The sequence below is a fragment of the Streptomyces sp. NPDC087845 genome, from assembly GCF_044742755.1.
In the GTDB taxonomy this organism is placed as follows: Bacteria; Actinomycetota; Actinomycetes; order Streptomycetales; family Streptomycetaceae; genus Streptomyces.
The window spans coordinates 386,365-412,815 of record NZ_JBIUVC010000001.1; the positions used below are offsets into that span (position 1 = coordinate 386,365).

Here is a 26,451-nt window from a genome sequence, read left to right on the forward strand (position 1 = left end):
CGTTCGCCCGTTAGTGGGGACTCGACAAAGAAACGCCGGGCGTAGCTGCTTGCGTGAACAGAGACCTGGACCACACCTTGTGGCTACTGTGCGGTCATGAAACCCGGCGTACCGTGGTGCCACAAGGGATTTCGCGACTTGAGCAAGCCTCGAATCACACTCCGTGTGGGCAAGCTCACCATTGGGGACGGGTCGTAGGGCCGTGTCGGTAGTCCCTAAACTCAGCTTGTTTCAAGGAGGGAGCCATCGTGCGCAAGGTGCTCATCGCCAACCGTGGCGAAATTGCTGTCCGCGTTGCTCGGGCATGCCGGGATGCCGGGATCGGGAGCGTGGCCGTCTACGCCGACCCGGACCGCGACGCTCTGCATGTGCGTGCGGCCGACGAGGCATTCGCTCTGGGCGGTGACACCCCGGCCGCCAGCTATCTGGACATGGCCAAGGTGCTCCAGGCTGCCAAGGACTCCGGGGCGGACGCGATCCACCCGGGATACGGCTTCCTGTCGGAGAACGCCGAATTCGCCCAGGCCGTCATCGACGCGGGTCTGACATGGATCGGCCCGCCGCCGCAGGCGATCCGGGACCTCGGTGACAAGGTCGCCGCCCGGCACATCGCGCAGCGCGCCGGTGCCCCGCTGGTGGCCGGCACGCCCGACCCGGTCGAGGGCTCAGCCGAGGTCGTGGCGTTCGCCGAGCAGCACGGGCTGCCGATCGCGATCAAGGCCGCCTTCGGTGGCGGCGGTCGCGGACTGAAGGTGGCGCGCACGCTGGAGGAGATCCCGGAGCTGTACGACTCCGCGGTCCGTGAGGCCGTGGCGGCGTTCGGCCGGGGCGAGTGCTTCGTGGAGCGCTACCTCGACAAGCCGCGCCACGTCGAGACGCAGTGCCTGGCCGACACCCACGGCAACGTCGTCGTCGTCTCCACCCGTGACTGCTCGCTCCAGCGCCGCCACCAGAAGCTGGTCGAGGAGGCCCCCGCGCCGTTCCTCTCCGAGGCGCAGAACGCCGAGCTGTACGCGGCGTCGAAGGCCATCCTCAAGGAGGCCGGATACGTCGGTGCGGGCACCGTGGAGTTCCTCGTCGGCACGGACGGCACCATCTCCTTCCTGGAGGTCAACACCCGCCTCCAGGTCGAGCACCCGGTCACCGAGGAGGTCACCGGCCTCGACCTCGTACGCGAGATGTTCCGCATCGCCGACGGCGAGGAGCTCGGCTACGACGACCCGGCCGTACGCGGACACTCCTTCGAGTTCCGGATCAACGGCGAGGACCCGGGCCGCGGCTTCCTGCCGGCTCCCGGCACGGTGACCGTCTTCGCCCCGCCGACCGGCCCCGGCGTCCGCCTCGACGCGGGCGTGGAGTCCGGTTCCGTCATCGGCCCCGCCTGGGACTCGCTGCTGGCGAAGCTCGTCGTGACCGGCGCGACCCGTGAGCAGGCGCTGCAGCGGGCGGCGCGCGCACTGGCCGAGTTCAACGTCGAGGGCATGGCCACCGCCATTCCGTTCCACCGCGCGGTCGTCGCCGACCCGGCGTTCACCAGTGACCCGTTCCGGATCCACACCCGGTGGATCGAGACCGAGTTCGTCAACGACATCAAGCCCTTCACCGCCGCCGCCGACGTGGAGGCGGAGGAGGAGGCCGGTCGCGAGACCGTGGTCGTCGAGGTCGGCGGCAAGCGGCTCGAGGTCTCGCTGCCCTCGTCGCTGGGCATGAGCCTGGCCCGTACCGGTCTCGCGGCGGGCGCCAAGCCCAAGCGCCGCGCGGCGAAGAAGTCCGGCTCCGCGGTCTCCGGCGACACCCTGGCGTCCCCGATGCAGGGCACCATCGTCAAGATCGCCGTCGAGGAGGGCCAGCAGGTCCAGGAGGGCGACCTCGTCGTCGTCCTGGAGGCCATGAAGATGGAGCAGCCGCTGAACGCGCACCGCGCCGGCACCATCAAGGGACTGGCCGCCGAGGTCGGCAGCTCGGTCTCCTCCGGCGCCGTGATCTGCGAGATCAAGGACTGACCGGGCGGCCGATCGAGCGGCACCCGTTGTTCCACCGGGCCCCCGCGGGCTCGGAGCCGTACGGCTCCGAGCCCGCGGGGGCCCGTCGTGCGTCACCCCTCGGCGGACGTCACCCCTTCGGATCCGCGATGGCATCCTGGACCCTGGGGCGGAAAAGAGGGAGGACTGCGCAATGGCGATGAGCACGGCACAGACGCCGGCCCGGCCCATGCGCGCCGACGCGCGGCGCAATTACGACCGGCTGCTGAGCGAGGCCCGTACCGCGTTCGCGGACCACGGCACCGACGCGTCCCTCGAAGACATCGCGCGCCGCGCGGGCGTCGGGATCGGCACGCTGTACCGGCACTTCCCCAGTCGGCACGCGCTGATGAACGCCGTCTTCCAGGAAGCCCTGACCTCGCTGATCTCCCGTGCCCACAAGCTGGCGGGGGCGGAGCAGCCGTGTGCGGGCCTGGTGGAGTGGCTGGGCGCCCTCATCAGCCACGCGGGTGAATATCGCGGGCTCGCCCAGGCGCTCATGTCGACGTCACGGGACGAGACGTCCGCACTCTCGCCGTGCAATGTGCCGCTGCGCGAGGCGGGGGCGGCCCTGCTGACGCGGGCACAGGAGAGCGGTGCGGTGCGGGCGGACGTGTCCATCGACGACCTGATGCAGCTGACGAACGCGATCGCGCTGGCCGCGGAGCAGGCGCCGGACGACCCGGAGTTGGCTGGCCGGCTGCTGACGCTGACCTTGCAGGGGCTGAAGAGGACCGCGGCAGGGAGCGGTTGAGCGGGCGCGGCCGGCCGTGGGCGGTGCGGGGTCGCTGCGCGGGGAACCGTTCCCCTGCCCGCCCCTTCCCACAACCGGGGCCCCGCCCCGGACCCCGCGCCTCCGATCGCCGGTGGGTCCGGCTTCGCCGGGGTGCACCCACCCCTACCGGCGCCGCAGGTCCGCCACCCTCGCCCGGTCCCCCGGCCCCTGGCCCTGTTCCGCCAGCGCCGCCGCGCTTCGGAGTTGCTGCGCCCCCGGGCCCCCGGGGCCGCCACGCGTCCGGCGCTGGCCGGGGAGCGGCATGTCGCGGCGGGGCTGGCGGCCCGGTGGAAGGGCTTCGGCCGGTGCGGGGCCACTGCCCGCGCCGGCCACCGCGATCTGCACCCCCTGGTCCGCCAGGGCCTGCAGTTCGGTGGCGGCGCGCTCGTCGTGACCGGGCGGCTCGTCCGTCACCAGGCGGGTGATCAGATCCGTCGGCACCGTCTGGAACATGGTGTCGGAGCCGAGCTTGGTGTGGTCCGCCAGGACCACCACCTCCGCCGCGGCCTGCACCAGGGCCCGGTCGACGCTCGCCGAGAGCATGTTGGACGTGGAGAGGCCGCGTTCCGCGGTGAGGCCGCTCCCGGAGAGGAACGCGCGCGACACCCGCAGCCCTTGGAGGGACTGTTCGGCGCCGCTGCCCACCAGGGCGTAGTTGGAGCCGCGCAGGGTGCCGCCGGTCATCACCACCTCCACCCGGTTGGCATGGGCCAACGCCTGGGCGACCAGCAGCGAGTTGGTGACGACGGTCAGGCCGGGGACCCGCGCGAGCCGGCGGGCCAGCTCCTGCGTGGTCGTACCGGCGCCGACGACGATGGCCTCGCCCTCTTCGACGAGGCCGGCGGCCAGGTCGGCGATGGCCGTCTTCTCCGCGGTGGCGAGATGGGATTTCTGCGGAAAGCCGGACTCCCGCGTAAAACCGCCCGGCAAGACCGCACCGCCGTGCCGGCGGTCGAGGAGTCCTTCTGCCTCCAGCGCCCGCACGTCCCGCCGTACGGTCACTTCGGAGGTCTGGACGACGCGGGCGAGCTCACGGAGCGATACCGCCCCGTTGGCACGCACCATTTCGAGGATCAACTGACGACGTTCTGCAGCGAACACGAAACTGACAGTAACGTGATGTCCGAGCGTTTTCAGCGGTTTGCACCGAATACCAGAAGTTGTACATACACGGGGCCGCCAAGTGGTATAGGCGGCCCCGTTGTTGTCCCGTACTGACCGGACGGCGGCCGGACGACCGCCCGACCGCCGCAAGTTGACGGGGATCGCCGGGTATCGCCGGGTCCCCCGAGGTGCTTACGCCTCGCCCGCGCTCTTACGGGTGTGCAACTGGCGGGCCACTTCCGCGATCGATCCCGACAGGGACGGGTACACGGTGAAGGCGTTTGCTATCTGTTCCACCGTCAGATTGTTGTCGACGGCGATCGAGATCGGATGGATGAGTTCGCTCGCCCGCGGCGCGACGACACAGCCGCCGACCACGATGCCGGTGCCGGGCCGGCAGAAGATCTTGACGAAGCCGTCGCGTATGCCCTGCATCTTGGCGCGCGGGTTGCGCAGCAGCGGCAGCTTGACCGCCCGGGCGTCGATCTTGCCGGCGTCGACGTCGGCCTGGGTGTAGCCGACGGTGGCGATCTCGGGGTCGGTGAAGACGTTCGACGAGACCGTCTTCAGGTTCAGCGGGGCCACCGCGTCCCCGAGGAAGTGGTACATCGCGATGCGGCCCTGCATGGCGGCGACCGAGGCGAGGGCGAAGACCCCGGTGACGTCACCGGCCGCGTACACGCCGGGGGCGCTGGTGCGGGAGACCTTGTCGGTCCAGATGTGGCCGGACTCCTTGAGCCGGACACCGGCCTCCTCCAGCCCCATGCCCGCGCTGTTCGGGATCGCGCCGACCGCCATCAGGCAGTGCGAACCGGTGATGACCCGGCCGTCGGCCAGGGTGACCTCGACCCGGTCGCCGACGCGCTTCGCCGCCTGGGCGCGGGAGCGGGCCATGACGTTCATCCCGCGGCGGCGGAAGACGTCCTCCAGCACGGCGGCCGCGTCCGGGTCCTCGCCCGGCAGCACCCGGTCGCGGGACGAGACGAGGGTGACGCGCGAGCCGAGCGCCTGGTAGGCGCCCGCGAACTCGGCGCCCGTGACACCGGAGCCGACCACGATGAGCTCCTCGGGGAGCTCGTCGAGGTCGTAGACCTGGGTCCAGTTCAGGATGCGCTCGCCGTCGGGGAGCGCGTCCGGGATCTCCCGGGGGTGACCGCCGGTCGCGATCAGCACGGCGTCGGCGGTGAGCCTCTCCTCCGTGCCGTCGGCGGCGGTCACGACGACCGTGCGGGAGCCGTCGGCGGCCTGGAGGCCGTCGAGGCGGCCGCGGCCGCGCATCACGCGTGCGCCGGCGCGGGTGACGGAGGCGGTGATGTCGTGGGACTGGGCGAGCGCCAGGCGCTTCACACGCCGGTTGACCTTGCCGAGGTCGACGCCGACGACCCGGGCCGCCTGCTCGATGTGCGGCGTGTCGTCGGCGACGATGATGCCCAGCTCCTCGTACGAGGAGTCGAAGGTGGTCATCACCTCTGCCGTCGCGATCAGGGTCTTCGAGGGCACGCAGTCGGTGAGCACGGACGCGCCGCCGAGGCCGTCGCAGTCGACGACGGTCACCTCCGCGCCGAGCTGGGCGCCCACCAATGCCGCCTCGTACCCGCCGGGTCCGCCGCCGATGATCACGATCCGGGTCACGAAAAGTCCGCCTCGCGTGTGTCATCCCGCGGCCGTCTGCTGCCCCGGCCGGGGGTCCGGGGGGCCGCCCCGGGGAATGCAGTACGTACTTCATTGTCCCGCACGCGCCAAGGTGCTTCGCCCCGGGGCCCTCCATACGGGCACCGGGGCGTACGGGACGGGGCCGCGGGGCCGGGTTCCCGGACGGGAGCGGAACCCCGTACGGGGTCTTCCTCACAGGAATCGACGTTCCGGCCACCACCTCCCGTACCCTCGATCACATGTCGCTCTACGCCGCGTACGCCGGCAACCTCGACGCGCGGCTGATGACGCGCCGCGCACCGCATTCCCCCCTGCGTGGCACCGGCTGGCTCAACGACTGGCGGCTGACCTTCGGCGGGGAGCAGATGGGCTGGGAAGGCGCGCTCGCCACGGTGGTGGAGGCCCCCCGTTCCCAGGTCTTCGTGGCGCTCTACGACATCGCGCCGATGGACGAGGACTCCATGGACCGGTGGGAGGGCATCGGCCTGGACATCTACCGGCGGATGCGGGTCCGGGTGCACACCCTGGACGGCGAGGAGCCGGCCTGGATGTATGTGCTGAACGGGTACGAGGGCGGGCTGCCGTCCGCCCGCTACCTGGGCGAGATCGCGGACGCCGCGGAGTCCGCGGGCGCGCCGCACGACTATGTGATGGAACTGCGCAAGCGCCCCTGCTGACCGGCCGACCAGCGCTTTTGTGTGAATGTACGAAGAAGCGTGTGCAGTCTCTGCGCAAGGGCATCTACGCGCGTAGGGAATCACCGGCTACCCTCATCCGCGTGAACGCATCAGTTATTCCGGACAACATCCAGGGCGACCCGCACGCCGCCGCCGCCGACGCCGCCGCCCGCCTGCGCGAGCTGACCGGTGCCGAGACCCACGACGTCGCGCTCGTGATGGGTTCGGGCTGGGCGCCCGCGGGCGATGCGCTCGGCACGCCGGAGGCCGAGTTCCCGGTGACCGACCTGCCCGGTTTCCCGGCGCCCGCCGTGCAGGGGCACGGCGGCACGATCCGCTCGTACCGGATCGGTGCGAAGCGTGCCCTGGTCTTCCTCGGCCGCACCCACTTCTACGAGGGCCGGGGCGTCGCCGCGGTCGCGCACGGGGTCCGCACCGCCGTCGCCGCGGGCTGCAAGACCGTCGTGCTGACGAACGGCTGCGGCGGCCTGCGCGAGGGCATGCGTCCCGGGCAGCCGGTCCTGATCAGCGACCACATCAACCTGACCGCGGCGTCCCCCATCGTCGGCGCCAACTTCGTCGACCTGACCGATCTGTACTCGCCGCGGCTGCGCGCGCTGTGCAAGGAGGTCGACGACACCCTCGAAGAGGGCGTGTACGTGCAGTTCCCCGGCCCGCACTACGAGACGCCGGCCGAGATCGGCATGGTCCGGGTCATGGGCGGCGACCTGGTCGGCATGTCCACCGTGCTGGAGGCGATCGCCGCACGGGAGGCCGGCGCCGAGGTGCTCGGCATCTCGCTGGTCACGAACCTGGCGGCGGGGCTGAGCGGAGAGCCGCTGAACCACGAAGAGGTGCTCCAGGCCGGGCGGGACTCCGCCACGCGGATGGGCGCGCTGCTCGCGCGGGTGCTTGAGCGGATCTGAGCCGAACCGGGGCTCCGCCCCGAACCCCGCGCCCCGAACGCCGGTGAGGCCGGCTCGCACGCCGCACCCGCCCGGGATCAGGCCCGCCGGCGATCGAGGAGCGGGGGCCCGGGGGCAGCGGCCCCCGCAACCCACCCCACCCCGCAGAAAGGCGGACACCGTGCAGCAGGAGCTGATCGCGCAGGCCAGGACGTGGCTCGCGGAGGACCCCGACCCCGAGACCCGTGACGAGCTCGCGGCGCTCATCGACGCCGAGGACCTCGACGAGCTGGCCGCGCGGTTCGCCGGCACGCTGCAGTTCGGCACGGCCGGGCTCCGCGGTGAGCTGGGGGCCGGGCCGATGCGGATGAACCGCGCCGTCGTCATCCGCGCCGCGGCCGGCCTCGCCGCCCATCTCAAGGCCGAGGGCCGAACCGGCGGGCTCGTCGTCATCGGCTACGACGCCCGCTACAAGTCCGCCGACTTCGCCCGCGACACCGCCGCCGTGATGACCGGCGCGGGCCTGCGCGCGGCCGTGCTCCCCCGCCCGCTGCCCACCCCCGTGCTGGCGTACGCCATCCGGCACCTGGGCGCCGTCGCGGGCATCGAGGTGACCGCCAGCCACAATCCGCCCCGCGACAACGGCTACAAGGTCTACCTCGGCGACGGCTCGCAGATCGTCCCCCCGGCGGACGACGAGATCGCCGCCGCGATCGCCGCGGTCGGCCCGCTCGACGGCGTGCCCCGCCCCGACGATGGCTGGGAGGTCCTCGGCGACGAGGTCCTGGCGGCCTACCTGGCCCGTACGGACGCCGTGCTCGCCACCGGATCGCCGCGCACCGCCCGGGTCGTGTACACGGCGATGCACGGCGTCGGTACGTCCGTGCTCACCGCCGCCTTCGCCCGCGCCGGGTTCCCCGCCCCCGTGCTCGTAGCCGAGCAGGCGGAGCCCGACCCGGCGTTCCCGACCGTCGCCTTCCCCAATCCGGAAGAGCCCGGCGCGATGGATCTCGCCTTCGCCACCGCACGCGGTACGGACTGCGACCTCGTCATCGCCAACGACCCGGACGCCGACCGCTGCGCCGTCGCCGTCCCGGACCCCCTGGCCGAAGGCGGCTGGCGGATGCTGCGCGGCGACGAGGTCGGGGCGCTGCTCGCCGCCCATCTGGTGGACCGGGGCGCGACCGGTGTCTTCGCCGAGTCGATCGTGTCGTCCTCGCTGCTCGGCCGGATCGCCGGCAAGGCGGGCCTCGGCTACGAGGAGACGCTGACCGGCTTCAAGTGGATCGCCCGCGTGGACGGCCTGCGGTACGGATACGAGGAGGCGCTCGGTTACTGCGTCGACCCGGACGGCGTACGCGACAAGGACGGCATCACGGCCGCGCTGCTCGTCGCCGAACTCGCCTCCGGGCTCAAGGAGCGGGGGCGTACGCTCCTGGACCTCCTCGACGACCTCGCGGTCGACCACGGACTGCACGCCACCGACCAGTTGTCGGTCCGGGTGGAGGACCTGTCGGTCATCGCGGACGCCATGCGCCGGCTGCGCGAGCAGCCCCCGACCGCGCTCGCCGGACTTCCCGTCACCTCGGCCGAGGACCTCTCACGGGGCTCCGCGCAGCTGCCGCCCACCGACGGGCTGCGCTACCACCTTCGGGGTGCCCGGGTGATCGTCCGCCCGAGCGGCACCGAGCCGAAGCTCAAGTGCTACCTGGAGGTCGTGGTGCCGGTCGCCTCGGCGGCCGAGCTGCCGGCGGCCCGTACGCGGGGTGCGGAACTGCTCGCCGGGATCAAGCGGGACCTGGCGGCGGCGGCCGGGATCTGACGGCGGGGCCCGCCCGGCGGTTCGGCCCGATGCGTGGCCGTCCGCCGGTCCGCGCGGCATTCGCGCATCAGGTACGTGAAGCCGGTGTCCGGCCCCGGCACGGCCGGGGGCCGGGGGTTCGGGGCCGCCGTCCGTACGGGCGGGGAGGTCCGGGCCTGCGGAACCGCGGCCGGTCCCGCCCGCACGGGTTCCGTCGGCCGGGACCGCGGCGGCGCCGCGGCCGTGACGGCACGGGCTCCGCCGCCCGTGCGGCCACGGGGAGCTCCCGGGCCGCCGGGCCCGCGCCGCACCCGGTCAGCAGGGCGAGCGGCAGCCAAAGCACGAGCACGGCGGGCCCGCGGGGGGTCAGCCGAAGCGGCCGTTCACGTAGTCGGCGGTCCGGGTGTCCCGCGGGGAGTGGAACATGCCGTCGGTCGGGCCGTGTTCGACGACGACGCCCGGCGTGCCCTGTTCGGCGAGGAAGAACGCGCAGTGGTCGGAGACGCGCGCCGCCTGCTGCATGTTGTGCGTGACGATGACGATGGTGACCTCCTCCTTGAGGTCGGCGATGGTCTCCTCGATCCGGCGGGTGGAGGTCGGGTCGAGCGCGGAGCAGGGTTCGTCCATCAGGAGCACTCGGGGGCGCACCGCCAACGACCGGGCTGTGCACAGACGTTGCTGCTGTCCGCCGGAGAGCGCGCCGCCGGGCTGGCGGAGCCGGTCCTTGACCTCGCGCCACAGCCCCGCCTTGGTCAGGCATTCCTCGACGAGGTCGTCCCTGCCGTCCCTGGCCGCCTTGATGCCGTTGAGTTTCAGGCCCGCGAGGACGTTGTCGTACAGGGACATGGCGGGGAACGGGTTGGGCTTCTGGAAGACCATGCCGATCTCGCGGCGGGCGCGGGTGATGCGGCGGCCGCGGTCGTAGATGTCGTCGCCGTCGAGCAGCACCCGGCCGGCCAGCGAGGCGGAGCCCACCAGTTCGTGCATCCGGTTGAGGATGCGCAGGAAGGTCGACTTGCCGCAGCCGGACGGGCCGATGAGGGCGGTGACCTCCAGGGCCGGCATGCGCAGGGAGACCCGGTCCAGGACCTTGTGGTCGCCGAACCATGCGGAGACCGCTTCGGCTTCGAGGGTGGCCGGGGAGACAGCGGTGGCGGTGCGCGGCCGGTTCCGCGCGGCGCCGGGCAGCGGGATGGTCTCGGTCATCGGGACGTTTCAACTCCTGTTTTCTCAGAGCAGGTTCGGGAGGAGGCGGGTGGCGGCTCCGGCGACCGCGAGGCCGAGTGCGGCCAGGACGGGGCCGGCGGTGATCCAGGTCTGCCACTTCCCCCAGACCCGGTGCAGCCAGACCGTGAGGAGTGCGGCGGCGAGCAGGGCCTGCGACCGGAGGAAGACGGCGAGCCAGGCGTCGCCCTCCCCGCTCTCCTGGCCGAGCGCCTGCTCGGCGGGGCCGATCCAGCCGGGCCGGACGTAGCGGGGCGGGCTGGGCTGGACGGGGGTGGTGAGTCCGGCGTCGACGTACAGCACACCCTCGGGGGTGTACGGGCCGCCGGACGCGGTCACGAGGGTCAGCCGGCCCCGGGTCCCGGCGGGGGCGGGAAGCCTGTCGCCCGAGCGGCGGACCCCCAGGACCTCGTACACGGCCCTGCCCTGGCCGGTCGTCACGTCGATCTCCGCACCGGCCCGGAGTCCGGACAGGGCGTGGAAGGGGCTGCCGTATCCCCACTGGCGCCCCATGATCACGCTGGTACCGGCCTGGCCGGGCAACGGGGTGTCGCGGCGGTGGCCCGGTCCGGACATCAGGACGCCGGAGGTGGTGCCTTCGCCGACGACCTCGCGCAGGCCGAGGGCGGGTATGCGCAGGAGGGCGACGGGCGCGCCCGGGGGGACGGGCTTGTCGTCGAAGGTGCGCTGGCCGACGGGGGCGGTACCGAGGGCGAGTTGGCGGCGGAGTTCGTCGTAGGCGGTCTGCTGGTCGCGGGCGTGCTGGAGGTGTCCGACGACCGTGAGGTTGGCGGCGAAGCCGAGGAGTACGGCCGCGAGCACGCACAGCGCCGCTCCGGCCAGGGCGAGACCGGGGCGGGCGGGCGGCCGGGGCTCGCCGGCGCGTTCCGGCCGGGGCGGCGCGGGAGCCGGGGCGGGTGTCGCCGGTGGGGGCGGAGTCAGCACGGTCGTCACGTCGGATGCGCTCCTGTCGGGGCGGGAGGGGATACGAGGCACGGGGAAGGCGGGGGCCGCGGCCCCCGCCCCCGTACGTCAGAACCGCAGCAGGCCCCTGCGGCGGGCGTGCGTCACGAACGCGGTACCGAGCCCGCAGAGCGCGAGGGCGGCCGCGCCGAGCGCGAGGGCGCTGGTGCCGGTCGAGGCGAGCGGGCCCGTGGCGGTGTCGCCGCCGCCCGGTCCGCCGCCCCCGCCGGTGGCCGTCCGGTCGGCCGCACCCCGCGCCGGGTTCGCCGACCCGGCAGAATCCGCCCTCCGGCGGGCAGGCACGCGCCGCGCTCGGGTGCGGGCACAGGTGCGGCCGCGCACACTAGGTAGACTGGTCTACCTAGTAACGGAGAGGGGCAGCCATGACGGACGCGAGGGCCACCGAAAAGCAGCGGGGGAAGGAGCCGGGGAAGCGGCGGCAGGGGCCCGCGCGGGGGCGGATCCTCGATGCCGCGGCGCGGCGGTTCTATGCCGACGGCGTGGCGGCGACGGGGATCGACACGATCACGGCCGAGGCCGGTGTGGCGAAGATGAGCCTCTACAACAACTTCGCCTCCAAGGCCGACCTCGTCCGCGCCTACCTCCAGGCCCGGCACGAGGAGTGGCTCGGCCTCTACCGGCGGCGCCTGGCCGAGGCACAGGGACCGCGGGCGGCCGTGCTGGCCGTCTTCGACGCCTACGCCGACCACGCCGGTCTCGCCTACGAGCACGGCTTCCGGGGCTGCGGGCTGCTCAACGCGGCCGCCGAGCTGCCCAGCGGGCACGAGGGCCGAGCGGTGGTGCGCCGCCACAAGGAGGAGGTCGAGAGCCTGCTCGCCGCCCATCTCCGGGAACTGCTGCCCGACCGCGAGGAGGAGGCCCGAGCCGTGGCGGAGCACCTGGCGTTCCTGCTGGAAGGAGCCATCGTGCGCGCGGGCCTCGAAGGAGACGGCGTACGCATGCGGCACGCGCGCGACATGGCGGCGCGCCTGGTGGACGGCCTGTGACGCGGCAGGCCGGGCGCGCCGCCGGGCCGGGGGCGGGCGCGCTCGCCGTGTTGCTGGCCTCGGTGCTCTGGGGCACCACGGGTACGGCGGCGACCTTCGCGCCGCAGGTCGGGCCGCTCGCGATCGGCGCGGCGGCGATGGGGCTGGGCGGCCTCTTGCAGGCGCTGATGGCCGGGCGCCGCATCGCGCGGTTCCGCACGGAACTGAGGGCGCAGTGGCGGATCGTGCTCGTCGGCGGAGCGGGCGTGGCCCTGTACCCGCTGGCGTTCTACACCTCGATGCATCTGGCCGGTGTCGCGGTGGGGACGGTCGTCTCCATCGGCTCGGCCCCGCTGGCATCCGCCCTGATCGAGCGGATCGCCGACCGGCGGCGTCTGTCCCGGCGGTGGACGGCCGGTGCCGCCCTGGGGCTGGCCGGCACCGTGCTGCTGTGTGCGGCCGAGGCCGCGCAGGCCGGTTCCAAAACGGGCACGGGCTCCGCCGGGCAGACCGTCACCGGCGTCGGACTCGGGCTGGTCGCGGGAGTGACGTACGCCGTGTACGCGTGGGCGGCGCACCGCCTCATCACGCGCGGCATCACCTCGCGCGCGGCCATGGGAGCGGTGTTCGGGCTGGGCGGGCTGATGCTCGTACCGGTGCTGGTGGCCACCGGCGCCCCGCTGCTCACCTCCTGGACGAACGCGGGTGTCGGCCTCTACATGGCGCTGGTGCCGATGTTCACCGGGTACGTCCTGTTCGGGTTCGGCCTGTCCCGCATCCCCGTCAGCACCGCGACGACCCTGTCCCTGCTGGAGCCCGCCGTGGCGGCCGTGTTCGCGGTCCTGGTGGTGGGCGAGCACCTGCCCGCCCTCGGCTGGACCGGCATCGTGCTCGTCATCGCCTGCCTCGGCGTGCTGACCGTTCCCTCCCGGCGCCGGCGCCCTCCCACCGTGCCGCAGGAGGCCGGGACCGCGCCCGGTGAGCCCGGACCCGAGGCTGCCGGGCGCCGGATCCGCCGGGCGCGGTGCGACCGCTCCGAAACACTGCCGGCCAGGAACGCGTAGCGGCGCGAACGGCCGGCGCGGGCGGCCGGGGTGACGAGCGGCGGGTTTCTCGCCCCGGAGGGGCCCGCCCGGCCTCAGCCCCGGCCTCAGCCGATCGCGAGCAGCACCACCAGCAGCACCGCGCCCACCACCGCCGGTGCGATCACCTCGTACGCCCAGCGCACCGAAACCGAGGCCTCCGAAGACGCCGAATCCACCGAAGCCGCGGAAGCCTTCGAAGACGCCGAGGCCTTCGAGGACGCCGAGGCCTTCGAGGACGCGGAAGCCTTCGAGGACGCCCCCGTCTTCGCCCGCTCCACCAGCTCCCGCAGGTCCGCCATGGTCTGGTCGGCCGTCGCCATGCGGGACCTGCTGTCGCGGACGTCGGCGTGCACGGAGGTCCGGCCGTACGGGTCGTCCAGCGACTGCCGGGACTGCTGGCGGGCCGCCTTCTTCCGCTGCCGCAGCGACACCGGTACTGCCCACAGCTGGAACTTGGCGCCGCTCTCGGTGAACAGTTCGCTCGAATACCCGGCCCGCAGGTCCACCACCTCGGTCCACGGCATGGTGATCGTCCGGAACGGGTTGCGGATCCGGATGCGCTGCTCATTGGCGTACACGACGGGCCGCAGCGTGAACGCCACGACCAGCGGCACCACGGTCAGCAGCCCGGCCAGTGCGAGCCAGGGCACCCGGCCGTGGCCCCGGAACACGGCGTCCCCGCCGATCCAGCAGACGAGGAGAAGCAGCAGGACACCCCCGACGATCCCGGCGGGCGACCGGAAGGTCCGGTCGGCGTAGGTCGGCTCGGCGGGCGGTGTGGGGCTTGTCATGGGCCCGATTCTGCCTGACGTACGCCAGGAGTACCGGGGCGGCCGCCCCGGTACTGCGCGACGCTCGGAGGACCCGGCCCCCTGTACAGGTCGCTACGCGCGTAGATATGCTCATCTGGTGACCATGCCCACCACAGCTCCCGCATTCTCCGACGCGACCGCGTCCGACAGTGCGCTGCGCCGCTTCCTGCACGGGCTGCCCGGCGTCGACGCCGTCGGCCTCGAAGCGCGCGCCGCGTCCCTCGGAACCCGCTCGATCAAGACGACGGCCAAGGCGTACGCCATCGACCTGGCCATCTCGATGATCGACCTGACGACGCTGGAAGGCGCGGACACCCCGGGCAAGGTCCGGGCTCTCGCCGCCAAGGCCGTCCATCCCGACCCGACCGACCGCACGACCCCGCACACCGCGGCGGTCTGTGTCTACCCGGACATGGCGGCGACCGCCGTCGCCGCGCTGGCCGGTTCCGGTGTGAAGGTGGCGTCCGTGGCGACGGCCTTCCCCGCCGGCCGCGCCGCGCTCGACGTCAAGCTCGCGGATGTCCGCGACGCCGTGGCGGCCGGGGCCGACGAGATCGACATGGTGATCGACCGGGGCGCCTTCCTCTCCGGCCGCTACCTGAAGGTGTACGAGGAGATCCTGGCCGTGAAGGCCGAGTGCGGCAGCGCGCGGCTGAAGGTCATCTTCGAGACCGGCGAGCTGTCCACGTACGACAACATCCGCCGCGCCTCCTGGCTCGGGATGCTGGCGGGCGCGGACTTCATCAAGACGTCGACCGGCAAGGTCGGGACGAACGCCACCCCGGCGAACACCCTGCTGATGCTGGAGGCCGTGCGCGACTTCCGGGCGCAGACCGGTGTGCAGATCGGGGTGAAGCCGGCCGGCGGCATCCGCACCTCCAAGGACGCGATCAAGTTCCTGGTGCTGGTGAACGAGACCGCGGGCGAGGACTGGCTGGACAACCACTGGTTCCGCTTCGGCGCCTCCAGCCTGCTGAACGATCTGCTGATGCAGCGCCAGAAGCTCAGCACCGGCCGTTACTCCGGCCCCGATTACGTGACGGTGGACTGATCCCCATGGCATCTGCATTCGAGTACGCACCCGCCCCCGAGTCGCGCTCGGTCGTCGACATCGCGCCCTCGTACGGCCTGTTCATCGACGGCGAGTTCACCGACGCGGCCGACGGCAAGGTCTTCAAGACGGTCTCGCCGAGCAGCGAGGAGGTGCTCTCCGAGGTCGCGCAGGCCGGCGCCGCGGACGTCGACCGGGCCGTGAAGGCGGCCCGGAAGGCGTTCGAGAAGTGGTCGGCGCTGCCCGGCTCCGAGCGCGCCAAGTACCTCTTCCGGATCGCCCGGATCATCCAGGAGCGCAGCCGCGAGCTCGCCGTTCTCGAAACCCTCGACAACGGCAAGCCGATCAAGGAGACGCGCGACGCGGACCTCCCCCTGGTCGCGGCGCACTTCTTCTACTACGCGGGCTGGGCCGACAAGCTGGACCACGCCGGGTACGGCGCGAACCCCCGCCCCCTCGGCGTCGCGGGCCAGATCATCCCGTGGAACTTCCCGCTGCTCATGCTGGCCTGGAAGATCGCCCCGGCGCTCGCCACCGGCAACACGGTGGTCCTCAAGCCCGCCGAGACGACCCCGCTCTCCGCGCTGTTCTTCGCAGACATCTGCCGCCAGGCGGGCCTGCCGAAGGGGGTCGTCAACATCCTCACCGGCTACGGGGACGCGGGCGCCGCCCTCGTCGAGCACGAGGACGTCGACAAGATCGCCTTCACCGGCTCGACCGCGGTCGGCAAGGCCATCGCCCGGCAGATCGCCGGTACGGACAAGAAGGCCACCCTGGAACTGGGCGGCAAGGGCGCCAACATCGTCTTCGACGACGCCCCGGTCGACCAGGCCGTCGAGGGCATCGTCACCGGCATCTTCTTCAACCAGGGCCAGGTCTGCTGCGCGGGCTCGCGCCTGCTCGTGCAGGAGTCGATCCAGGACGAGCTGCTGGACGCCCTGAAGCGCCGGCTGTCCACCCTCCGGCTCGGCGACCCGCTGGACAAGAACACCGACATCGGCGCGATCAACTCCGCGGAGCAGCTCGCCCGGATCACCGCGCTCGCCGAGACGGGCGAGGCGGAGGGCGCCGAACGCTGGTCCGCCCCCTGCGAGCTCCCCTCGTCCGGCTACTGGTTCGCCCCGACGCTGTTCACCAACGTCACCCAGGCGCACACCATCGCCCGCGACGAGATCTTCGGCCCGGTGCTCTCCGTGCTGTCGTTCCGCACGCCCGACGAGGCGGTCGCCAAGGCCAACAACAGCCAGTACGGCCTCTCGGCCGGCATCTGGACGGAGAAGGGCTCCCGCATCCTCGCGGTGGCGAACAAGCTCCGGGCGGGCGTCGTCTGGGCCAACACGTTCAACAAGTTCGACCCGACCTCGCCCTTCGGCGGCTACAAGGAGTCGGGCTTCGGCCGCGAAGGCGGCCGTCACGGCCTGGAGGCGTACCTCGATGTCCGATAACCGTCTGAGCGTCTTCAAGACCTACAAGCTGTACGTCGGGGGCAAGTTCCCCCGCTCCGAGAGCGGCCGGGTGTACGAGGTGACGGCAAAGACATCAGCCGCCGGCGCGGCGGGCAAGGGCAAGTGGCTGGCGAACGCCCCCCAGTCCTCCCGCAAGGACGCACGTGACGCGGTCGTGGCCGCGCGCAAGGCGTTCGGCGGCTGGTCGGGCGCCACCGCGTACAACCGCGGCCAGATCCTCTACCGCGTCGCGGAGATGCTGGAGGGCCGCAAGGACCAGTTCGTCCGGGAGGTGGCGGACGCGGAGGGCCTGTCGAAGTCCAAGGCGGCGGCCGCCGTCGACGCGGCGATCGACCGCTGGGTCTGGTACGCGGGCTGGACCGACAAGATCGGCCAGGTCGTGGGCGGGGCGAACCCGGTCGCGGGCCCGTTCTTCAACCTGTCCACGCCCGAACCGACCGGTGTGGTCGCGGTCCTGGCGCCCCAGGAGTCGTCGTTCCTGGGGCTGGTCTCGGTGATCGCCCCGGTGATCGCGACCGGCAACACGGCGGTCGTCGTGGCCTCGGCGGACTCCCCGCTGCCGGCCCTGTCCCTGGGCGAGGTGCTGGCCACCTCCGACCTGCCGGGCGGTGTGGTGAACATCCTGTCCGGGAGGACGGCGGAGATCGCGGCGCCGCTCGCGTCCCACCAGGACGTGAACGCCATCGACCTCACGGGGGCGGACGCCGCGCTTGCGAAGGAGCTGGAGATCGCGGCGGCGGACAACCTGAAGCGGGTCCTGCGGCGGCGGCCTGCCGAGGAGGACAACTCCTCCGACTGGACGGCCGATCCGGGCACCCACCGCCTGACGGCCTTCCTGGAGACGAAGACGGTCTGGCACCCGACGGGCGCACTGGGCGTGTCCGGGTCCTCGTACTGATCCGCGCGGGCACACCGGCCCGCACGGAGACGGCCCGCTCCTCCGGATTCCCGGTGGAGCGGGCCGTCTCCGTGTACGCGCCCCGTGCGTTCCCGCGACGGTCTCAGCCGTGCAGGACCGCTGCCGCCTGCCCCACCACCGGCAGGTCCTTCAGGGCGCCGCCGCTGGTCAACGGGTCGGTGACCGCGCTCGTGGAGAGCGGCTTGAAGTCGGCGACCTGTGTCCCCACCGCGTTGTCCAGCGGGTCCGTGCCGGTACCGGCCAGCGGGTCGAGCCGCAGATGCGTCACCGGTGCGATGCCGTTCCTGAGCGAGTGCCCGAGCGCCCCGGTCACCGCGCCCGTGGCCGCCTCACCCGCCGCGCCGAGGCCGGTGTCGGCGCCCGTGGCCGGTACGAGGGGAAGCGGCGCCGCCTGGGCCGCCGCACCTCCCGCTCCGAGTGCGGCGCCGACCGCCGTGACGGTCAGACCTGCCCGCAGCAGGGCGCGGCGCCGGGACGTGGATAGTGCGTGACGTGCCATGGATTTCCCACCTGATCGAGCCGATCGAGTAACCATTTGAGTACGTAGAGTAGTTGAGGTGTGATGCTCGATACCAACCCGACCTCCGGGGGATCCCCTGCGCGGGTCAATGCCTCACACTCGTGTCCTGTGAATTCCCAACCGCTCCCGACCCGCGTCGTGCTGCTCGCGGGCCCCTCCGGCTCCGGCAAGTCGTCCCTCGCCGCCCGCACCGACCTGCCGGTGCTGCGCCTGGACGACTTCTACAAGGAGGGCGACGACCCCACGCTGCCGCTCGTCCCCGGCAGTACGGACATCGACTGGGACTCCGCGCAGTCCTGGGACGCCGATGCGGCGGTCGCCGCGATCACGGAGCTGTGCCGCACGGGGCGGACGGATGTCCCGGTGTACGACATCGCGACGAGCTCCCGCGTCGACCACGAAGCCTTCCACATCGACCGCACAGTGCTGTTCGTGGCCGAGGGGATCTTCGCCGCGGACATAGTCGAACGGTGCCAGGAGCTGGGGGTGCTCGCGGACGCGCTGTGCCTGCGCGGCCGCCCGACGACGACGTTCCGCCGCCGGCTGCTGCGGGATCTGCGGGAGGGCCGCAAGTCGGTGCCGTTCCTGCTGCGGCGGGGGTGGCGGCTGATGCGGGCGGAGCGGCGGATCGTGGCGCGGCAGACGGCGCTGGGCGCGTATCCGTGCGGCAAGGAGGAGGCCCTCGGACGGCTGGCCGCCGCGGCGGCGGGCCGGTGCCGCCGGGCGCCCGCGGCACGGGGCGCGGCGTAGCGGACTTGCCGTGCCCGGGGCACCGCCCCGGGCCCCGGCTCCCCCGCTCCTCGGTCGCCGGCACAGTCGGGCTTCACGCCGACGGGGCCGGACAGGACCCCCCGGCCCGTCCGACCCCGCAGCACTCCCCCGTGCACCGCCGCCTCCCCCGAAGCAGCGGCACCACTCTCCCCCGTATCCCCCGTTTGTTCCCCCGTCCCCTCAGGCCACCAGCTCGCCGAAGGACTCCTCCTCGTCACGGCCGAAGCTGAGGACCTCGTCCTCGCGCAGCCGGCGGAGCGACCGCCAGATGCTCGACTTCACCGTGCCGACACTGATGTCGAGGATGGCCGCGATCTCCGGGTCGGTGCGGCCCTCGTAGTACCGCAGGACCAGCATCGTGCGCTGGAGTTCGGGCAGCCGCGCCAGCGCCTGCCAGAGCACGGCGCGCAGTTCCGTGCCGCGCATCGCGTCCGTGTCGCCCGCCGTCTCCGGCAGCTCCTCGGTCGGGTACTCGTTGAGCTTGCGCCTGCGCCAGGCGCTGATGTGCAGGTTGGTCATGGTGCGGCGCAGATAGCCGCCGACCGCCGCCTTGTCGCTGATCCGGTCCCATGCCCGGTACGTCGAGAAGAGGGCGCTCTGCAGCAGATCCTCGGCCTCGAACCGGTCACCGGTCAGGTGGTAGGCGGTTGCGTACAGGGAGGCGCGGCGCTCCCGGACGTAGGCCGTGAACGCCGTTTCGGCGTCGTCGGCCCCCGCCGGGGACTTCCGCTCCCCCATGGCCTCCCCGTACGCGGATCCCCCGTTGCTTCCCCCGCCGATTCCCCCGTTGCCCCTCGCAGGCACGTCAACCACCGTCATGTACGACGTGTGCTGACGCCCGGCGCCACGAACGCACCCCCGCCCGTTCGCGGCCCCGGACTTCTCGGTGCTCCGGCCGACATCGTGGAGACGCGTGACAACTGCGCTTGCGGTGATGCTGTGACTTGCGTTCATCTCGCGCCCCCCATCGGTGGAGTCCGTTCGTTCCTTGTGCCAATGAGCTTGCCGGGGCAGTTTCATCACGCTGTCCGCCGACTGTCACAGCCCTGTCACAGGGCCTGCCGTCGGTGCGTCCGCGGTGTGCCGGATGTATGAGTCGGCACCAACTGTCGAACTGGGGCTCCACCATGGGTCAGAATGACCAGCGTGCCTTTCCTGTTGCTGATCGAGGACGACGACGCCATCCGCACGGCCCTCGAACTCTCGCTGTCACGCCAGGGCCACCGTGTGGCCACCGCGGCGACGGGAGAGGACGGCCTGAAACTGCTGCGTGAACAGCGGCCTGATCTGATCGTGCTGGATGTGATGCTGCCCGGCATCGACGGTTTCGAGGTGTGCCGGCGCATCCGGCGCACCGACCAGTTGCCGATCATCCTGCTGACCGCGCGCAGCGACGACATCGACGTGGTGGTCGGGCTGGAGTCCGGCGCCGACGACTATGTGGTGAAACCCGTGCAGGGCCGGGTGCTCGATGCCCGTATCCGGGCGGTGCTCCGCCGCGGCGAGCGCGAGTCCACCGACTCCGCGTCCTTCGGGAACGTGGTGATCGACCGTTCCGCGATGACCGTGACCAAGAACGGCGAGGATCTGCAGCTCACGCCGACCGAGCTGCGACTCCTGCTGGAGCTGAGCCGCCGACCGGGCCAGGCCCTGTCCCGGCAACAGCTGCTGCGGCTGGTCTGGGAGCACGACTACCTCGGTGACTCCCGGCTCGTGGACGCCTGTGTGCAGCGGCTGCGCGCCAAGGTGGAGGACGTGCCGTCCTCGCCGACCCTGATCCGTACCGTCCGGGGTGTGGGCTACCGGCTGGATTCGCCTCAGTGAGCGATGCCACCAGGCGGAGCCTGCTCACCGGGCTCCGCTGGACGAGTCTGCGGCTGCGCCTCGTCGTCGTGTTCGCGCTGGTGGCGCTCACCGCCGCGGTGTCCGCCTCGGGGATCGCGTACTGGCTGAACCGCGAGGCCGTCCTGACGCGTACCCAGGACTCGGCGCTCGGGGACTTCCGCCAGGAGATGCAGAACCGGGCGGCGTCGCTGCCGCTGCGGCCCACCAAGGACGACCTGCAGAACGCCGCCGTGCAGATGGCAAGCAGTTCGCCCGGCTACAGCGTGCTGCTGGTCGACGAGCGCGACACGGGCAAGCCGATCGTCGGCAACTCCGATCTGGACACCTTCACGCTCGACAACGTGCCGCTGTCGCTGCAGAAGGCGGTCACCGAGAAGCAGCCGGTCGAAGCGGGCAACAAGTACGAGTACCACCTGTTCTGGCAGCGGACCAGCATCCGCGGTACGCCGTACCTGGTGGGCGGTACGAAGATCATCGGCGGTGGCCCGACCGGCTACATGCTCAAGTCCCTCGACCAGGAGCGGCAGGATCTGAACTCCCTCGCCTGGTCGCTGGGGATCGCCACCGCGCTCGCCCTGATCGGTTCCGCGCTGCTCGCGCAGGCCGCGGCGACGACCGTACTGCGGCCCGTGCAGCGGCTCGGCGACGCCGCCCGCAAGCTCGGCGAGGGCAAGCTCGACACCCGGCTCGTGGTGTCCGGCACCGATGAGCTGGCCGATCTCTCCCGTACGTTCAACAGGACCGCCAGTTCGCTGGAGAAGAGGGTCGCGGACATGAGCGCGCGGGACGAGGCGAGCCGACGGTTCGTCGCCGACATGTCGCACGAACTGCGCACCCCGCTCACCGCGCTGACCGCCGTCACCGAGGTGCTGGAGGACGAGGCGGACAGCCTCGACCCGATGATCGCGCCCGCGGTGCGCCTGGTGGTGAGCGAGACCCGGCGCCTCAACGACCTGGTGGAGAACCTGATGGAGGTCACCCGTTTCGACGCGGGGACGGCCCGGCTCGTCCTCGACACGGTCGACGTCGCCGACCAGGTCACCGCCTGCATCGACGCCCGCGCCTGGCTGGACGCGGTGGATCTGGACGCCGAGCGCGGCATGATGGTCCGCCTCGATCCGCGCCGGCTCGATGTGATCCTGGCGAACCTGATCGGCAACGCGCTCAAGCACGGCGGTTCGCCGGTACGGGTCGCGGTACGGACCGAGGGCGGCGAACTCGTCATCGAGGTCCGCGACCACGGCCCCGGCATCCCCGAGGACGTCCTGCCGCACGTCTTCGACCGGTTCTACAAGGCCAGCGCCTCCCGCCCGCGCTCCGAGGGCAGCGGTCTGGGCCTGTCGATCGCCATGGAGAACGCGCACATCCACGGCGGTGACATCACGGCCGCGAACTCCCCGGACGGCGACGGCGCGGTGTTCGTCCTGCGGCTACCGCGCGACGCCGAGCCGCTCACCCGTTCCGACGGGAGTGACGGGGATCAGGACGCGGGGGTCCAGGACGAGGAGGGCGACGCGACGTGAGGGGCAGCAATCGCCGGGGGCGCCGTTCGGCCGTGGCGCTGGCCGGTGCCGTGACCGCGGCCGTGCTGGCCGCGGGCTGCGGGATCAGGACCACCTCCGTGCCGGTGGACGCCGGGGCCGCGCCGTCCCAGGTGCCGTGCTCGATGTCCGCCGAGGACGTCGCCACCCAGGCGTTCCGGGGCATCCCCGTACAGATCTATCTGGTCTGCTCCTCGCAGCTGGTCACGGTGGACCGCACGGTGCAGGTCGACGAGACGACGTCGGACCGGGTCCGGATCGCGCAGGCCCTCCTGGCGGAGCTGGAGCAGAAGCCGTCCACCGAGGAGCGGCAGGCCGGTTACTCCACCGCCGTACCGGCGGGCCTGCGGATCGGCGCGGCCCGCGGCGGCGACCGTCAGGGCGCGCTGCGGCTCAGCGAGCAGCCCGAGGACCTGCCGGCCGAGGCGCTGGCGCAGATCGTGTGCACGTACGCGGAGAGCGAGGCGCTCGCCCCGGACGGCAGGGTGACGCTGGGCGGGCCCGGGAACTATCCGGCGCGCGGATATCTGTGCACCTCGGAGACGAAGGCCCGGCCGAAGGCCGTGCCCACGCCGGCGGCGGGAACGGGCGCGGGGGCCTGAGCGGGAGGGGCGCCGGGGGCCGGTCCCGCCGCCCGGGGCCGGGCCCGGTTCCGGGCGAGCGGAACCGATCCTGCCGCCCGGCGCGTCTTGGGGAACGTGCGTCCAGGTTCGGGCAGTCAAACTGTCATCCGCTTCCGCGCGGCCGGAGTCTCCCTCCTCCTCGCGCATCTGCTGCTTGTCGGGTGGCTGACTCTGCGTCCGCTCGATGTGCCGTGGATGACCGCCTCGAATCTCCGACCGCTCGCCGGCATCAGAGCCGACCTGTCCCTCGGTCCGGTCGAGGCCACCCGCCGCATCGGTGAGGGGCTGCTGCTGCTCGCCCCGCTGGGCGTCCTGCTGCCGATGGCCGGGGGCCGGCTGTTCGTCTCCCCGTGGGCCTCGCTGGCCCGTACCGTCGCGGCGGGGGCGCTCATCTCGATGGCGATCGAACTGGCGCAGACCGGAGTCCCGGGGCAGGTCGTCGACGTCGACTCACTGCTGCTGAACACCATCGGGGTGGCGCTCGCCCATCTGCTGGTCGTACCCATGTGCCGGTCACGGCTGCGCCGCAGGAAGCAGCGGCGGATCAGGGTGATGCCCCATCCCAGGGACGAGACGGCCCAGGGATCGACCCCGACGATTCCCAGGGTCGGTATCGCACCGTAGAGCGACGCTTTGCCCCCGTTCGCCCGGCGACCATGGATGCATCGGGAGCACGACGGAGCTGCTCCCTCAGCAACGGTTCGCGAAGGAGCCCACCATGGCCGCACTTGCCCGCCCCCGTGACGGACGCATGATCGGCGGAGTGTGCGCAGCGCTGGCACGGCGCTTCGGCACCTCCGCGGGAACCATGCGCGTCATCTTCGTCCTCTCCTGCCTGCTGCCGGGGCCGCAGTTCCTGCTCTACCTGGCGCTGTGGGTGCTGTTCCCGTCGGAGAAGACGGCGTCCACCGCCTGGTGACCCGCGTACGCACCACATGCCTGTGGGGCGGGCACCCGGTCCGGGTGCCCGCCCCACGGGCGTGTGTACGGGGATCAGCCGCCGAGCGGGAGACCGTTGGCCGACAGGCCGCCGGTCTTCAGGCCGCCCGCGGGGAGGCCGCCGAGCAGGCCCTTGACCGGGGCGGTGGCGTCGCCGACGAGCTTCTGCTGGCCGGTGCCGAGGAGCTTGGTGGCCGTGTCCTGGACCGGCAGGGACTGGGTCGCGGTCTCCAGCGCCGAGCCGGCGACCGGCAGGGCGGTGGCCGCGGCGTCGGTCGGCAGCACGGCGGCGGAGGCGGTACCCGCGGCGGCGGCGAAAGCGGCGCCGAGAACGGCGGCACCGAGAGTCCTGACAGCAGACTGCTTCATGTGAAATTCATCCTTGGGGAGAGGGATGTGAGCAGCTCTGAAACGTAGTCAGCCCACTACCGGTCCCGCAAACATGCCCAACACGGAAAACAGCCGGGCAGCGGCTTCGATTTCGCCGTCCCGGCCGTTGCCCGGAAGCGCGGATCAGCCCGCGGAGGCGGAAGACGCGCTGGTCGTAGCGGTCTGCTCGAAGAGCCACTCGGACTTCAGCTCGGCGTATCCGGGCTTGATCACGTCATTGATCATCGCGAGACGTTCATCGAAAGGGATGAACGCGGATTTCATCGCGTTGACGGTGAACCACTGCATGTCGTCGAGCGTGTATCCGAAGGTCTCGGTCAGCTTCTCGAATTCACGGGTCATGCTCGTACCGCTCATCAACCGGTTGTCCGTGTTCACGGTGGCCCGGAAATGCAGCCTCCGCAGCAGCCCGATGGGGTGCTCGGCGTACGAGGCGGCGGCGCCGGTCTGGAGGTTGGAGGTCGGGCACAGCTCCAGCGGGATGCGCTTGTCCCGCACGTAGGAGGCGAGGCGGCCGAGCTTCACGGTGCCGTCCTCGGCGACCTCGATGTCGTCGATGATGCGGACGCCGTGGCCGAGCCGGTCGGCGCCGCACCACTGGAGGGCCTGCCAGATCGACGGCAGGCCGAAGGCCTCGCCCGCGTGGATGGTGAAGTGGTTGTTCTCGCGCTTGAGGTACTCGAACGCGTCGAGGTGCCGGGTGGGCGGGAAGCCCGCCTCCGCGCCCGCGATGTCGAAGCCCACGACGCCCTGGTCGCGGTAGCGGTTGGCGAGTTCGGCGATCTCCAGGGAGCGGGCGGCGTGCCGCATCGCGGTGAGGAGGGCGCCCATGCGGATGCGGTGGCCGTCCCGGCGGGCCCGCCGCTCGCCCTCCCGGAAGCCCTCGTTGACCGCTTCGACGACCTCTTCGAGGCTCAGCCCGGCTTCCAGGTGCTGCTCGGGCGCGTACCGCACCTCGGCGTACACCACACCGTCCGCGGCCAGGTCCTCGGCGCATTCGGCGGCCACGCGGACCAGTGCGTCGCGGGTCTGCATGACGGCGCAGGTGTGGGCGAACGTCTCCAGGTAGCGCTCCAGCGATCCGGAGTCGGCCGCCTCGCGGAACCAGACGCCGAGCTTGTCGGGCTCGGTCTCGGGGAGTCCGTCGTATCCGCTCGCGAGGGCGAGGTCGACGATCGTTCCCGGGCGCAGGCCGCCGTCGAGGTGATCGTGGAGAAGAACCTTGGGGGCACGTCGGATCTGATCCTGGCCGGGCACATGGAGGGTCGGGCTCATCATTTGGGCACTCTAGCGCCTACGCGCGTAGATTGTCGCTTGCCGATGCGTAACAGTGACCGCGAATACGGGTGGAGTACACCTGTCCTTCTGACACTGTTCTGTCATGGCACAGCGCGCACTCCCCCTGCCTGCTGCGAGGCTGGGACGGGCCGTCAGAACGGCCGGAGCACCAAACGCGGTCAGCGGCGTGGTTCTGCTGCTCCCGGACGGCGAGGCCGACTCGCACCGCCGTCCTTCCCCTCTTTCGTACGCCCTCCAGCTGCCGCTGGCCCGGACCCTGGCCCGCGCGGGCCGGGAGGACGGGCTCGCCGCGCATGTCGTGCGATACCGCTGCCGCGGCTGGAACGCGACCGACGCGCAGCTCGCGGCGGACACCCGATGGGCGGTGGACGAGGTCGTACGACGCTACGGCGACGTCCCCGTCTGCCTCGCCGGCCACGGCATGGGCGGCCGGGCCGCGCTCCGGGCGGGCGGCCACGCGGCGGTCGGCTCCGTCCTGGCGATGGCCCCTTGGCTGCCGGAGAACGCCGCGGACGAGCCGGAACCGGTGAAGCACCTGCTCGGCCGGCAGGTCCTGCTCGTCCACGGCACGAACGACTCCCGCACCGACCCCGAGCTCTCCTTCCGCCTGGCCGAACGGGCCAAGAAGGCCAACCGCGACACCTGCCGCTTCGAGGTCCACTCGGACGGCCACGGCCTGCGCCAGCACCGCGCCGAAGTGATGGCCCTGGCCACGGACTTCGTCCGGGGATCCCTGTTCGGCCGGGCCTACGCCCGCCCGGTCGCCGACGCCCTGGCGGCGCCGCCCCCGCTGGGGCTGCGGATGCCGCTGGCCGCGGGGTTCGGGAGATCACTGAGGGACTGAAGAGGCCGGGGCGGGTACCGGCCGTGGAGCGGGTGCGCGGTGACTGCGAGGACGACTGGACCACGACCGCCTGTCCGGCAGCCCGTCGGCTGAGCCCAGGCAGTGCAGCACTGTCTGGGCCCGCTCACTCGTGACCTGCGCTCAGCTGGGCTGGTCGCCGGTGTACCGGTAGATGTTGCCGCCGGAGTTCACGCCCCACACGGTGCCGTCGGCCGCGGCGCCGATGTCGCTCAGGGA

Annotated in this window: 27 protein-coding genes; 17 read left to right on the forward strand and 10 right to left on the reverse strand. The window is 72.2% G+C overall.

Annotation, left to right across the window (positions count from 1 at the left end):
- Window positions 1-248: 248 nt before the first annotated feature.
- Together ACIOMQ_RS01745 and ACIOMQ_RS01750 are read left to right on the forward strand one after the other, a co-directional pair.
- Window positions 249-2,003 (forward strand): biotin carboxylase N-terminal domain-containing protein, encoded by a 1,755-nt coding sequence (locus tag ACIOMQ_RS01745; RefSeq protein ID WP_362206852.1) that lies wholly within the window; start codon window positions 249-251, stop codon window positions 2,001-2,003.
- Between the two features lie 172 nt (window positions 2,004-2,175).
- A complete protein-coding gene (locus tag ACIOMQ_RS01750; RefSeq protein ID WP_402187566.1) occupies window positions 2,176-2,775 on the forward strand; it encodes a TetR/AcrR family transcriptional regulator in 600 nt (199 codons plus the stop codon).
- Window positions 2,776-2,919: 144 nt separating this feature from the next.
- Here the strand turns inward: ACIOMQ_RS01750 and ACIOMQ_RS01755 are convergent, their stop codons facing one another.
- Both ACIOMQ_RS01755 and ACIOMQ_RS01760 read right to left on the reverse strand, forming a co-directional pair.
- Window positions 2,920-3,897, reverse strand: a complete 978-nt coding sequence (locus tag ACIOMQ_RS01755) for a DeoR/GlpR family DNA-binding transcription regulator (protein WP_362209728.1) — start codon at window positions 3,895-3,897, stop codon at window positions 2,920-2,922.
- Window positions 3,898-4,092: 195 nt separating this feature from the next.
- Window positions 4,093-5,532, reverse strand: coding sequence for an NAD(P)H-quinone dehydrogenase (locus ACIOMQ_RS01760; RefSeq protein WP_362209731.1), 1,440 nt, complete (start codon window positions 5,530-5,532; stop codon window positions 4,093-4,095).
- Window positions 5,533-5,792: 260 nt separating this feature from the next.
- Here ACIOMQ_RS01760 and ACIOMQ_RS01765 point away from each other — a divergent pair, with 260 nt between their 5' ends.
- The 3 genes from ACIOMQ_RS01765 to ACIOMQ_RS01775 all read left to right on the forward strand — a co-directional run bounded on the left by ACIOMQ_RS01765 (window position 5,793) and on the right by ACIOMQ_RS01775 (window position 8,957).
- Complete coding sequence (locus ACIOMQ_RS01765; protein ID WP_362209734.1) at window positions 5,793-6,230, forward strand: gamma-glutamylcyclotransferase; 438 nt, start codon at window positions 5,793-5,795, stop codon at window positions 6,228-6,230.
- 101 nt (window positions 6,231-6,331) lie between these two features.
- On the forward strand, window positions 6,332-7,156 hold the full coding sequence (locus ACIOMQ_RS01770) for a purine-nucleoside phosphorylase (RefSeq protein ID WP_362209737.1): 825 nt from the start codon (window positions 6,332-6,334) through the stop codon (window positions 7,154-7,156).
- Window positions 7,157-7,316: 160 nt separating this feature from the next.
- Window positions 7,317-8,957, forward strand: a complete 1,641-nt coding sequence (locus ACIOMQ_RS01775) for a phospho-sugar mutase (RefSeq protein ID WP_362209740.1) — start codon at window positions 7,317-7,319, stop codon at window positions 8,955-8,957.
- Between the two features lie 345 nt (window positions 8,958-9,302).
- On the opposite strand, the gene ACIOMQ_RS01780 is transcribed toward ACIOMQ_RS01775, so the two are convergent.
- The 3 genes from ACIOMQ_RS01780 to ACIOMQ_RS01790 form a co-directional block, all read right to left on the reverse strand.
- The gene (locus ACIOMQ_RS01780; RefSeq protein ID WP_402187568.1) at window positions 9,303-10,142 is read right to left on the reverse strand and encodes a phosphate ABC transporter ATP-binding protein; all 840 of its coding nucleotides are present in this window, start codon (window positions 10,140-10,142) and stop codon (window positions 9,303-9,305) included.
- A gap of 24 nt (window positions 10,143-10,166) precedes the next feature.
- Window positions 10,167-11,114: a sortase gene (locus ACIOMQ_RS01785; RefSeq protein WP_401753452.1), complete on the reverse strand. Its 948-nt coding sequence runs from the start codon at window positions 11,112-11,114 to the stop codon at window positions 10,167-10,169.
- A 78-nt stretch (window positions 11,115-11,192) separates the two neighbouring features.
- Window positions 11,193-11,426: a hypothetical protein gene (locus ACIOMQ_RS01790; protein WP_402187570.1), complete on the reverse strand. Its 234-nt coding sequence runs from the start codon at window positions 11,424-11,426 to the stop codon at window positions 11,193-11,195.
- 80 nt (window positions 11,427-11,506) lie between these two features.
- On the opposite strand from ACIOMQ_RS01790, the gene ACIOMQ_RS01795 reads away from it, so the two are divergent.
- Both ACIOMQ_RS01795 and ACIOMQ_RS01800 read left to right on the forward strand, forming a co-directional pair.
- Entirely contained in the window at window positions 11,507-12,130 is a 624-nt protein-coding gene (locus ACIOMQ_RS01795) for a TetR/AcrR family transcriptional regulator (RefSeq protein ID WP_362209748.1), read from the forward strand.
- Entirely contained in the window at window positions 12,127-13,173 is a 1,047-nt protein-coding gene (locus tag ACIOMQ_RS01800; protein WP_362209751.1) for an EamA family transporter, read from the forward strand. Before ACIOMQ_RS01795 ends, ACIOMQ_RS01800 begins: the two co-directional genes overlap by 4 nt.
- A gap of 86 nt (window positions 13,174-13,259) precedes the next feature.
- On the opposite strand, the gene ACIOMQ_RS01805 is transcribed toward ACIOMQ_RS01800, so the two are convergent.
- Complete coding sequence (locus ACIOMQ_RS01805; RefSeq protein WP_401943318.1) at window positions 13,260-13,985, reverse strand: PH domain-containing protein; 726 nt, start codon at window positions 13,983-13,985, stop codon at window positions 13,260-13,262.
- Window positions 13,986-14,109: 124 nt separating this feature from the next.
- On the opposite strand from ACIOMQ_RS01805, the gene deoC reads away from it, so the two are divergent.
- From deoC to ACIOMQ_RS01820, 3 genes are read left to right on the forward strand one after another with little or no spacing between them, the layout of a single operon-like run.
- Window positions 14,110-15,057 (forward strand): deoxyribose-phosphate aldolase, encoded by a 948-nt coding sequence (gene deoC / locus ACIOMQ_RS01810; protein WP_362209867.1) that lies wholly within the window; start codon window positions 14,110-14,112, stop codon window positions 15,055-15,057.
- Between the two features lie 5 nt (window positions 15,058-15,062).
- Window positions 15,063-16,502: an aldehyde dehydrogenase family protein gene (locus ACIOMQ_RS01815; RefSeq protein ID WP_362209757.1), complete on the forward strand. Its 1,440-nt coding sequence runs from the start codon at window positions 15,063-15,065 to the stop codon at window positions 16,500-16,502.
- A complete protein-coding gene (locus ACIOMQ_RS01820) occupies window positions 16,492-17,421 on the forward strand; it encodes an aldehyde dehydrogenase family protein (protein WP_362209759.1) in 930 nt (309 codons plus the stop codon). The genes ACIOMQ_RS01815 and ACIOMQ_RS01820 overlap by 11 nt, the downstream gene beginning before the upstream one ends.
- Window positions 17,422-17,524: 103 nt before the next feature.
- Here the strand turns inward: ACIOMQ_RS01820 and ACIOMQ_RS01825 are convergent, their stop codons facing one another.
- Window positions 17,525-17,941 carry a hypothetical protein gene (locus ACIOMQ_RS01825; protein ID WP_362209761.1) on the reverse strand — a complete coding sequence of 139 codons (417 nt, stop codon included), beginning with the start codon at window positions 17,939-17,941 and terminating at the stop codon, window positions 17,525-17,527.
- Between the two features lie 63 nt (window positions 17,942-18,004).
- Between ACIOMQ_RS01825 and ACIOMQ_RS01830 the strand changes: the two genes are divergently transcribed.
- On the forward strand, window positions 18,005-18,712 hold the full coding sequence (locus ACIOMQ_RS01830; RefSeq protein WP_362209764.1) for a uridine kinase: 708 nt from the start codon (window positions 18,005-18,007) through the stop codon (window positions 18,710-18,712).
- A gap of 201 nt (window positions 18,713-18,913) precedes the next feature.
- Here ACIOMQ_RS01830 and ACIOMQ_RS01835 read toward each other — a convergent pair whose 3' ends face one another.
- Window positions 18,914-19,687 (reverse strand): SigE family RNA polymerase sigma factor, encoded by a 774-nt coding sequence (locus ACIOMQ_RS01835; RefSeq protein WP_362209767.1) that lies wholly within the window; start codon window positions 19,685-19,687, stop codon window positions 18,914-18,916.
- Between the two features lie 192 nt (window positions 19,688-19,879).
- Between ACIOMQ_RS01835 and afsQ1 the strand changes: the two genes are divergently transcribed.
- From afsQ1 to ACIOMQ_RS01860, 5 genes are all read left to right on the forward strand, one after another.
- On the forward strand, window positions 19,880-20,557 hold the full coding sequence (gene afsQ1 / locus ACIOMQ_RS01840) for a two-component system response regulator AfsQ1 (protein ID WP_176729344.1): 678 nt from the start codon (window positions 19,880-19,882) through the stop codon (window positions 20,555-20,557).
- Window positions 20,554-22,101 carry a HAMP domain-containing sensor histidine kinase gene (locus tag ACIOMQ_RS01845; RefSeq protein WP_362209770.1) on the forward strand — a complete coding sequence of 516 codons (1,548 nt, stop codon included), beginning with the start codon at window positions 20,554-20,556 and terminating at the stop codon, window positions 22,099-22,101. The genes afsQ1 and ACIOMQ_RS01845 overlap by 4 nt, the downstream gene beginning before the upstream one ends.
- Entirely contained in the window at window positions 22,098-22,721 is a 624-nt protein-coding gene (locus tag ACIOMQ_RS01850; RefSeq protein ID WP_401261521.1) for a hypothetical protein, read from the forward strand. The genes ACIOMQ_RS01845 and ACIOMQ_RS01850 overlap by 4 nt, the downstream gene beginning before the upstream one ends.
- A gap of 96 nt (window positions 22,722-22,817) precedes the next feature.
- Window positions 22,818-23,366 (forward strand): VanZ family protein, encoded by a 549-nt coding sequence (locus ACIOMQ_RS01855; RefSeq protein ID WP_362209776.1) that lies wholly within the window; start codon window positions 22,818-22,820, stop codon window positions 23,364-23,366.
- 94 nt (window positions 23,367-23,460) lie between these two features.
- Window positions 23,461-23,661, forward strand: a complete 201-nt coding sequence (locus ACIOMQ_RS01860) for a PspC domain-containing protein (protein ID WP_362209779.1) — start codon at window positions 23,461-23,463, stop codon at window positions 23,659-23,661.
- A 74-nt stretch (window positions 23,662-23,735) separates the two neighbouring features.
- Here the strand turns inward: ACIOMQ_RS01860 and ACIOMQ_RS01865 are convergent, their stop codons facing one another.
- Complete coding sequence (locus ACIOMQ_RS01865) at window positions 23,736-24,050, reverse strand: hypothetical protein (RefSeq protein WP_362209782.1); 315 nt, start codon at window positions 24,048-24,050, stop codon at window positions 23,736-23,738.
- Window positions 24,051-24,194: 144 nt separating this feature from the next.
- The gene (locus tag ACIOMQ_RS01870) at window positions 24,195-25,349 is read right to left on the reverse strand and encodes an adenosine deaminase (RefSeq protein ID WP_402187573.1); all 1,155 of its coding nucleotides are present in this window, start codon (window positions 25,347-25,349) and stop codon (window positions 24,195-24,197) included.
- Between the two features lie 103 nt (window positions 25,350-25,452).
- Here ACIOMQ_RS01870 and ACIOMQ_RS01875 point away from each other — a divergent pair, with 103 nt between their 5' ends.
- On the forward strand, window positions 25,453-26,214 hold the full coding sequence (locus ACIOMQ_RS01875) for an alpha/beta hydrolase (RefSeq protein WP_362209788.1): 762 nt from the start codon (window positions 25,453-25,455) through the stop codon (window positions 26,212-26,214).
- Window positions 26,215-26,451 lie beyond the last annotated feature (237 nt).

What these genes read in the sequence shown, in the direction of transcription:
- ACIOMQ_RS01815 (WP_362209757.1), top strand. Translation starts at nt 15,063, where the DNA reads ATGGCATCTGCATTCGAGTACGCACCCGCCCCCGAGTCGCGCTCGGTC.
- ACIOMQ_RS01750 (WP_402187566.1), top strand. Translation starts at nt 2,176, where the DNA reads ATGGCGATGAGCACGGCACAGACGCCGGCCCGGCCCATGCGCGCCGAC.
- ACIOMQ_RS01820 (WP_362209759.1), top strand. Translation starts at nt 16,492, where the DNA reads ATGTCCGATAACCGTCTGAGCGTCTTCAAGACCTACAAGCTGTACGTC.
- ACIOMQ_RS01795 (WP_362209748.1), top strand. Translation starts at nt 11,507, where the DNA reads ATGACGGACGCGAGGGCCACCGAAAAGCAGCGGGGGAAGGAGCCGGGG.
- ACIOMQ_RS01875 (WP_362209788.1), top strand. Translation starts at nt 25,453, where the DNA reads ATGGCACAGCGCGCACTCCCCCTGCCTGCTGCGAGGCTGGGACGGGCC.
- ACIOMQ_RS01780 (WP_402187568.1), bottom strand. Translation starts at nt 10,142, where the DNA reads ATGACCGAGACCATCCCGCTGCCCGGCGCCGCGCGGAACCGGCCGCGC.
- ACIOMQ_RS01865 (WP_362209782.1), bottom strand. Translation starts at nt 24,050, where the DNA reads ATGAAGCAGTCTGCTGTCAGGACTCTCGGTGCCGCCGTTCTCGGCGCC.
- ACIOMQ_RS01830 (WP_362209764.1), top strand. Translation starts at nt 18,005, where the DNA reads ATGCTCGATACCAACCCGACCTCCGGGGGATCCCCTGCGCGGGTCAAT.
- ACIOMQ_RS01825 (WP_362209761.1), bottom strand. Translation starts at nt 17,941, where the DNA reads ATGGCACGTCACGCACTATCCACGTCCCGGCGCCGCGCCCTGCTGCGG.
- ACIOMQ_RS01860 (WP_362209779.1), top strand. Translation starts at nt 23,461, where the DNA reads ATGGCCGCACTTGCCCGCCCCCGTGACGGACGCATGATCGGCGGAGTG.
- ACIOMQ_RS01805 (WP_401943318.1), bottom strand. Translation starts at nt 13,985, where the DNA reads ATGACAAGCCCCACACCGCCCGCCGAGCCGACCTACGCCGACCGGACC.
- ACIOMQ_RS01765 (WP_362209734.1), top strand. Translation starts at nt 5,793, where the DNA reads ATGTCGCTCTACGCCGCGTACGCCGGCAACCTCGACGCGCGGCTGATG.
- ACIOMQ_RS01870 (WP_402187573.1), bottom strand. Translation starts at nt 25,349, where the DNA reads ATGATGAGCCCGACCCTCCATGTGCCCGGCCAGGATCAGATCCGACGT.
- deoC (WP_362209867.1), top strand. Translation starts at nt 14,110, where the DNA reads ATGCCCACCACAGCTCCCGCATTCTCCGACGCGACCGCGTCCGACAGT.
- ACIOMQ_RS01835 (WP_362209767.1), bottom strand. Translation starts at nt 19,687, where the DNA reads ATGAACGCAAGTCACAGCATCACCGCAAGCGCAGTTGTCACGCGTCTC.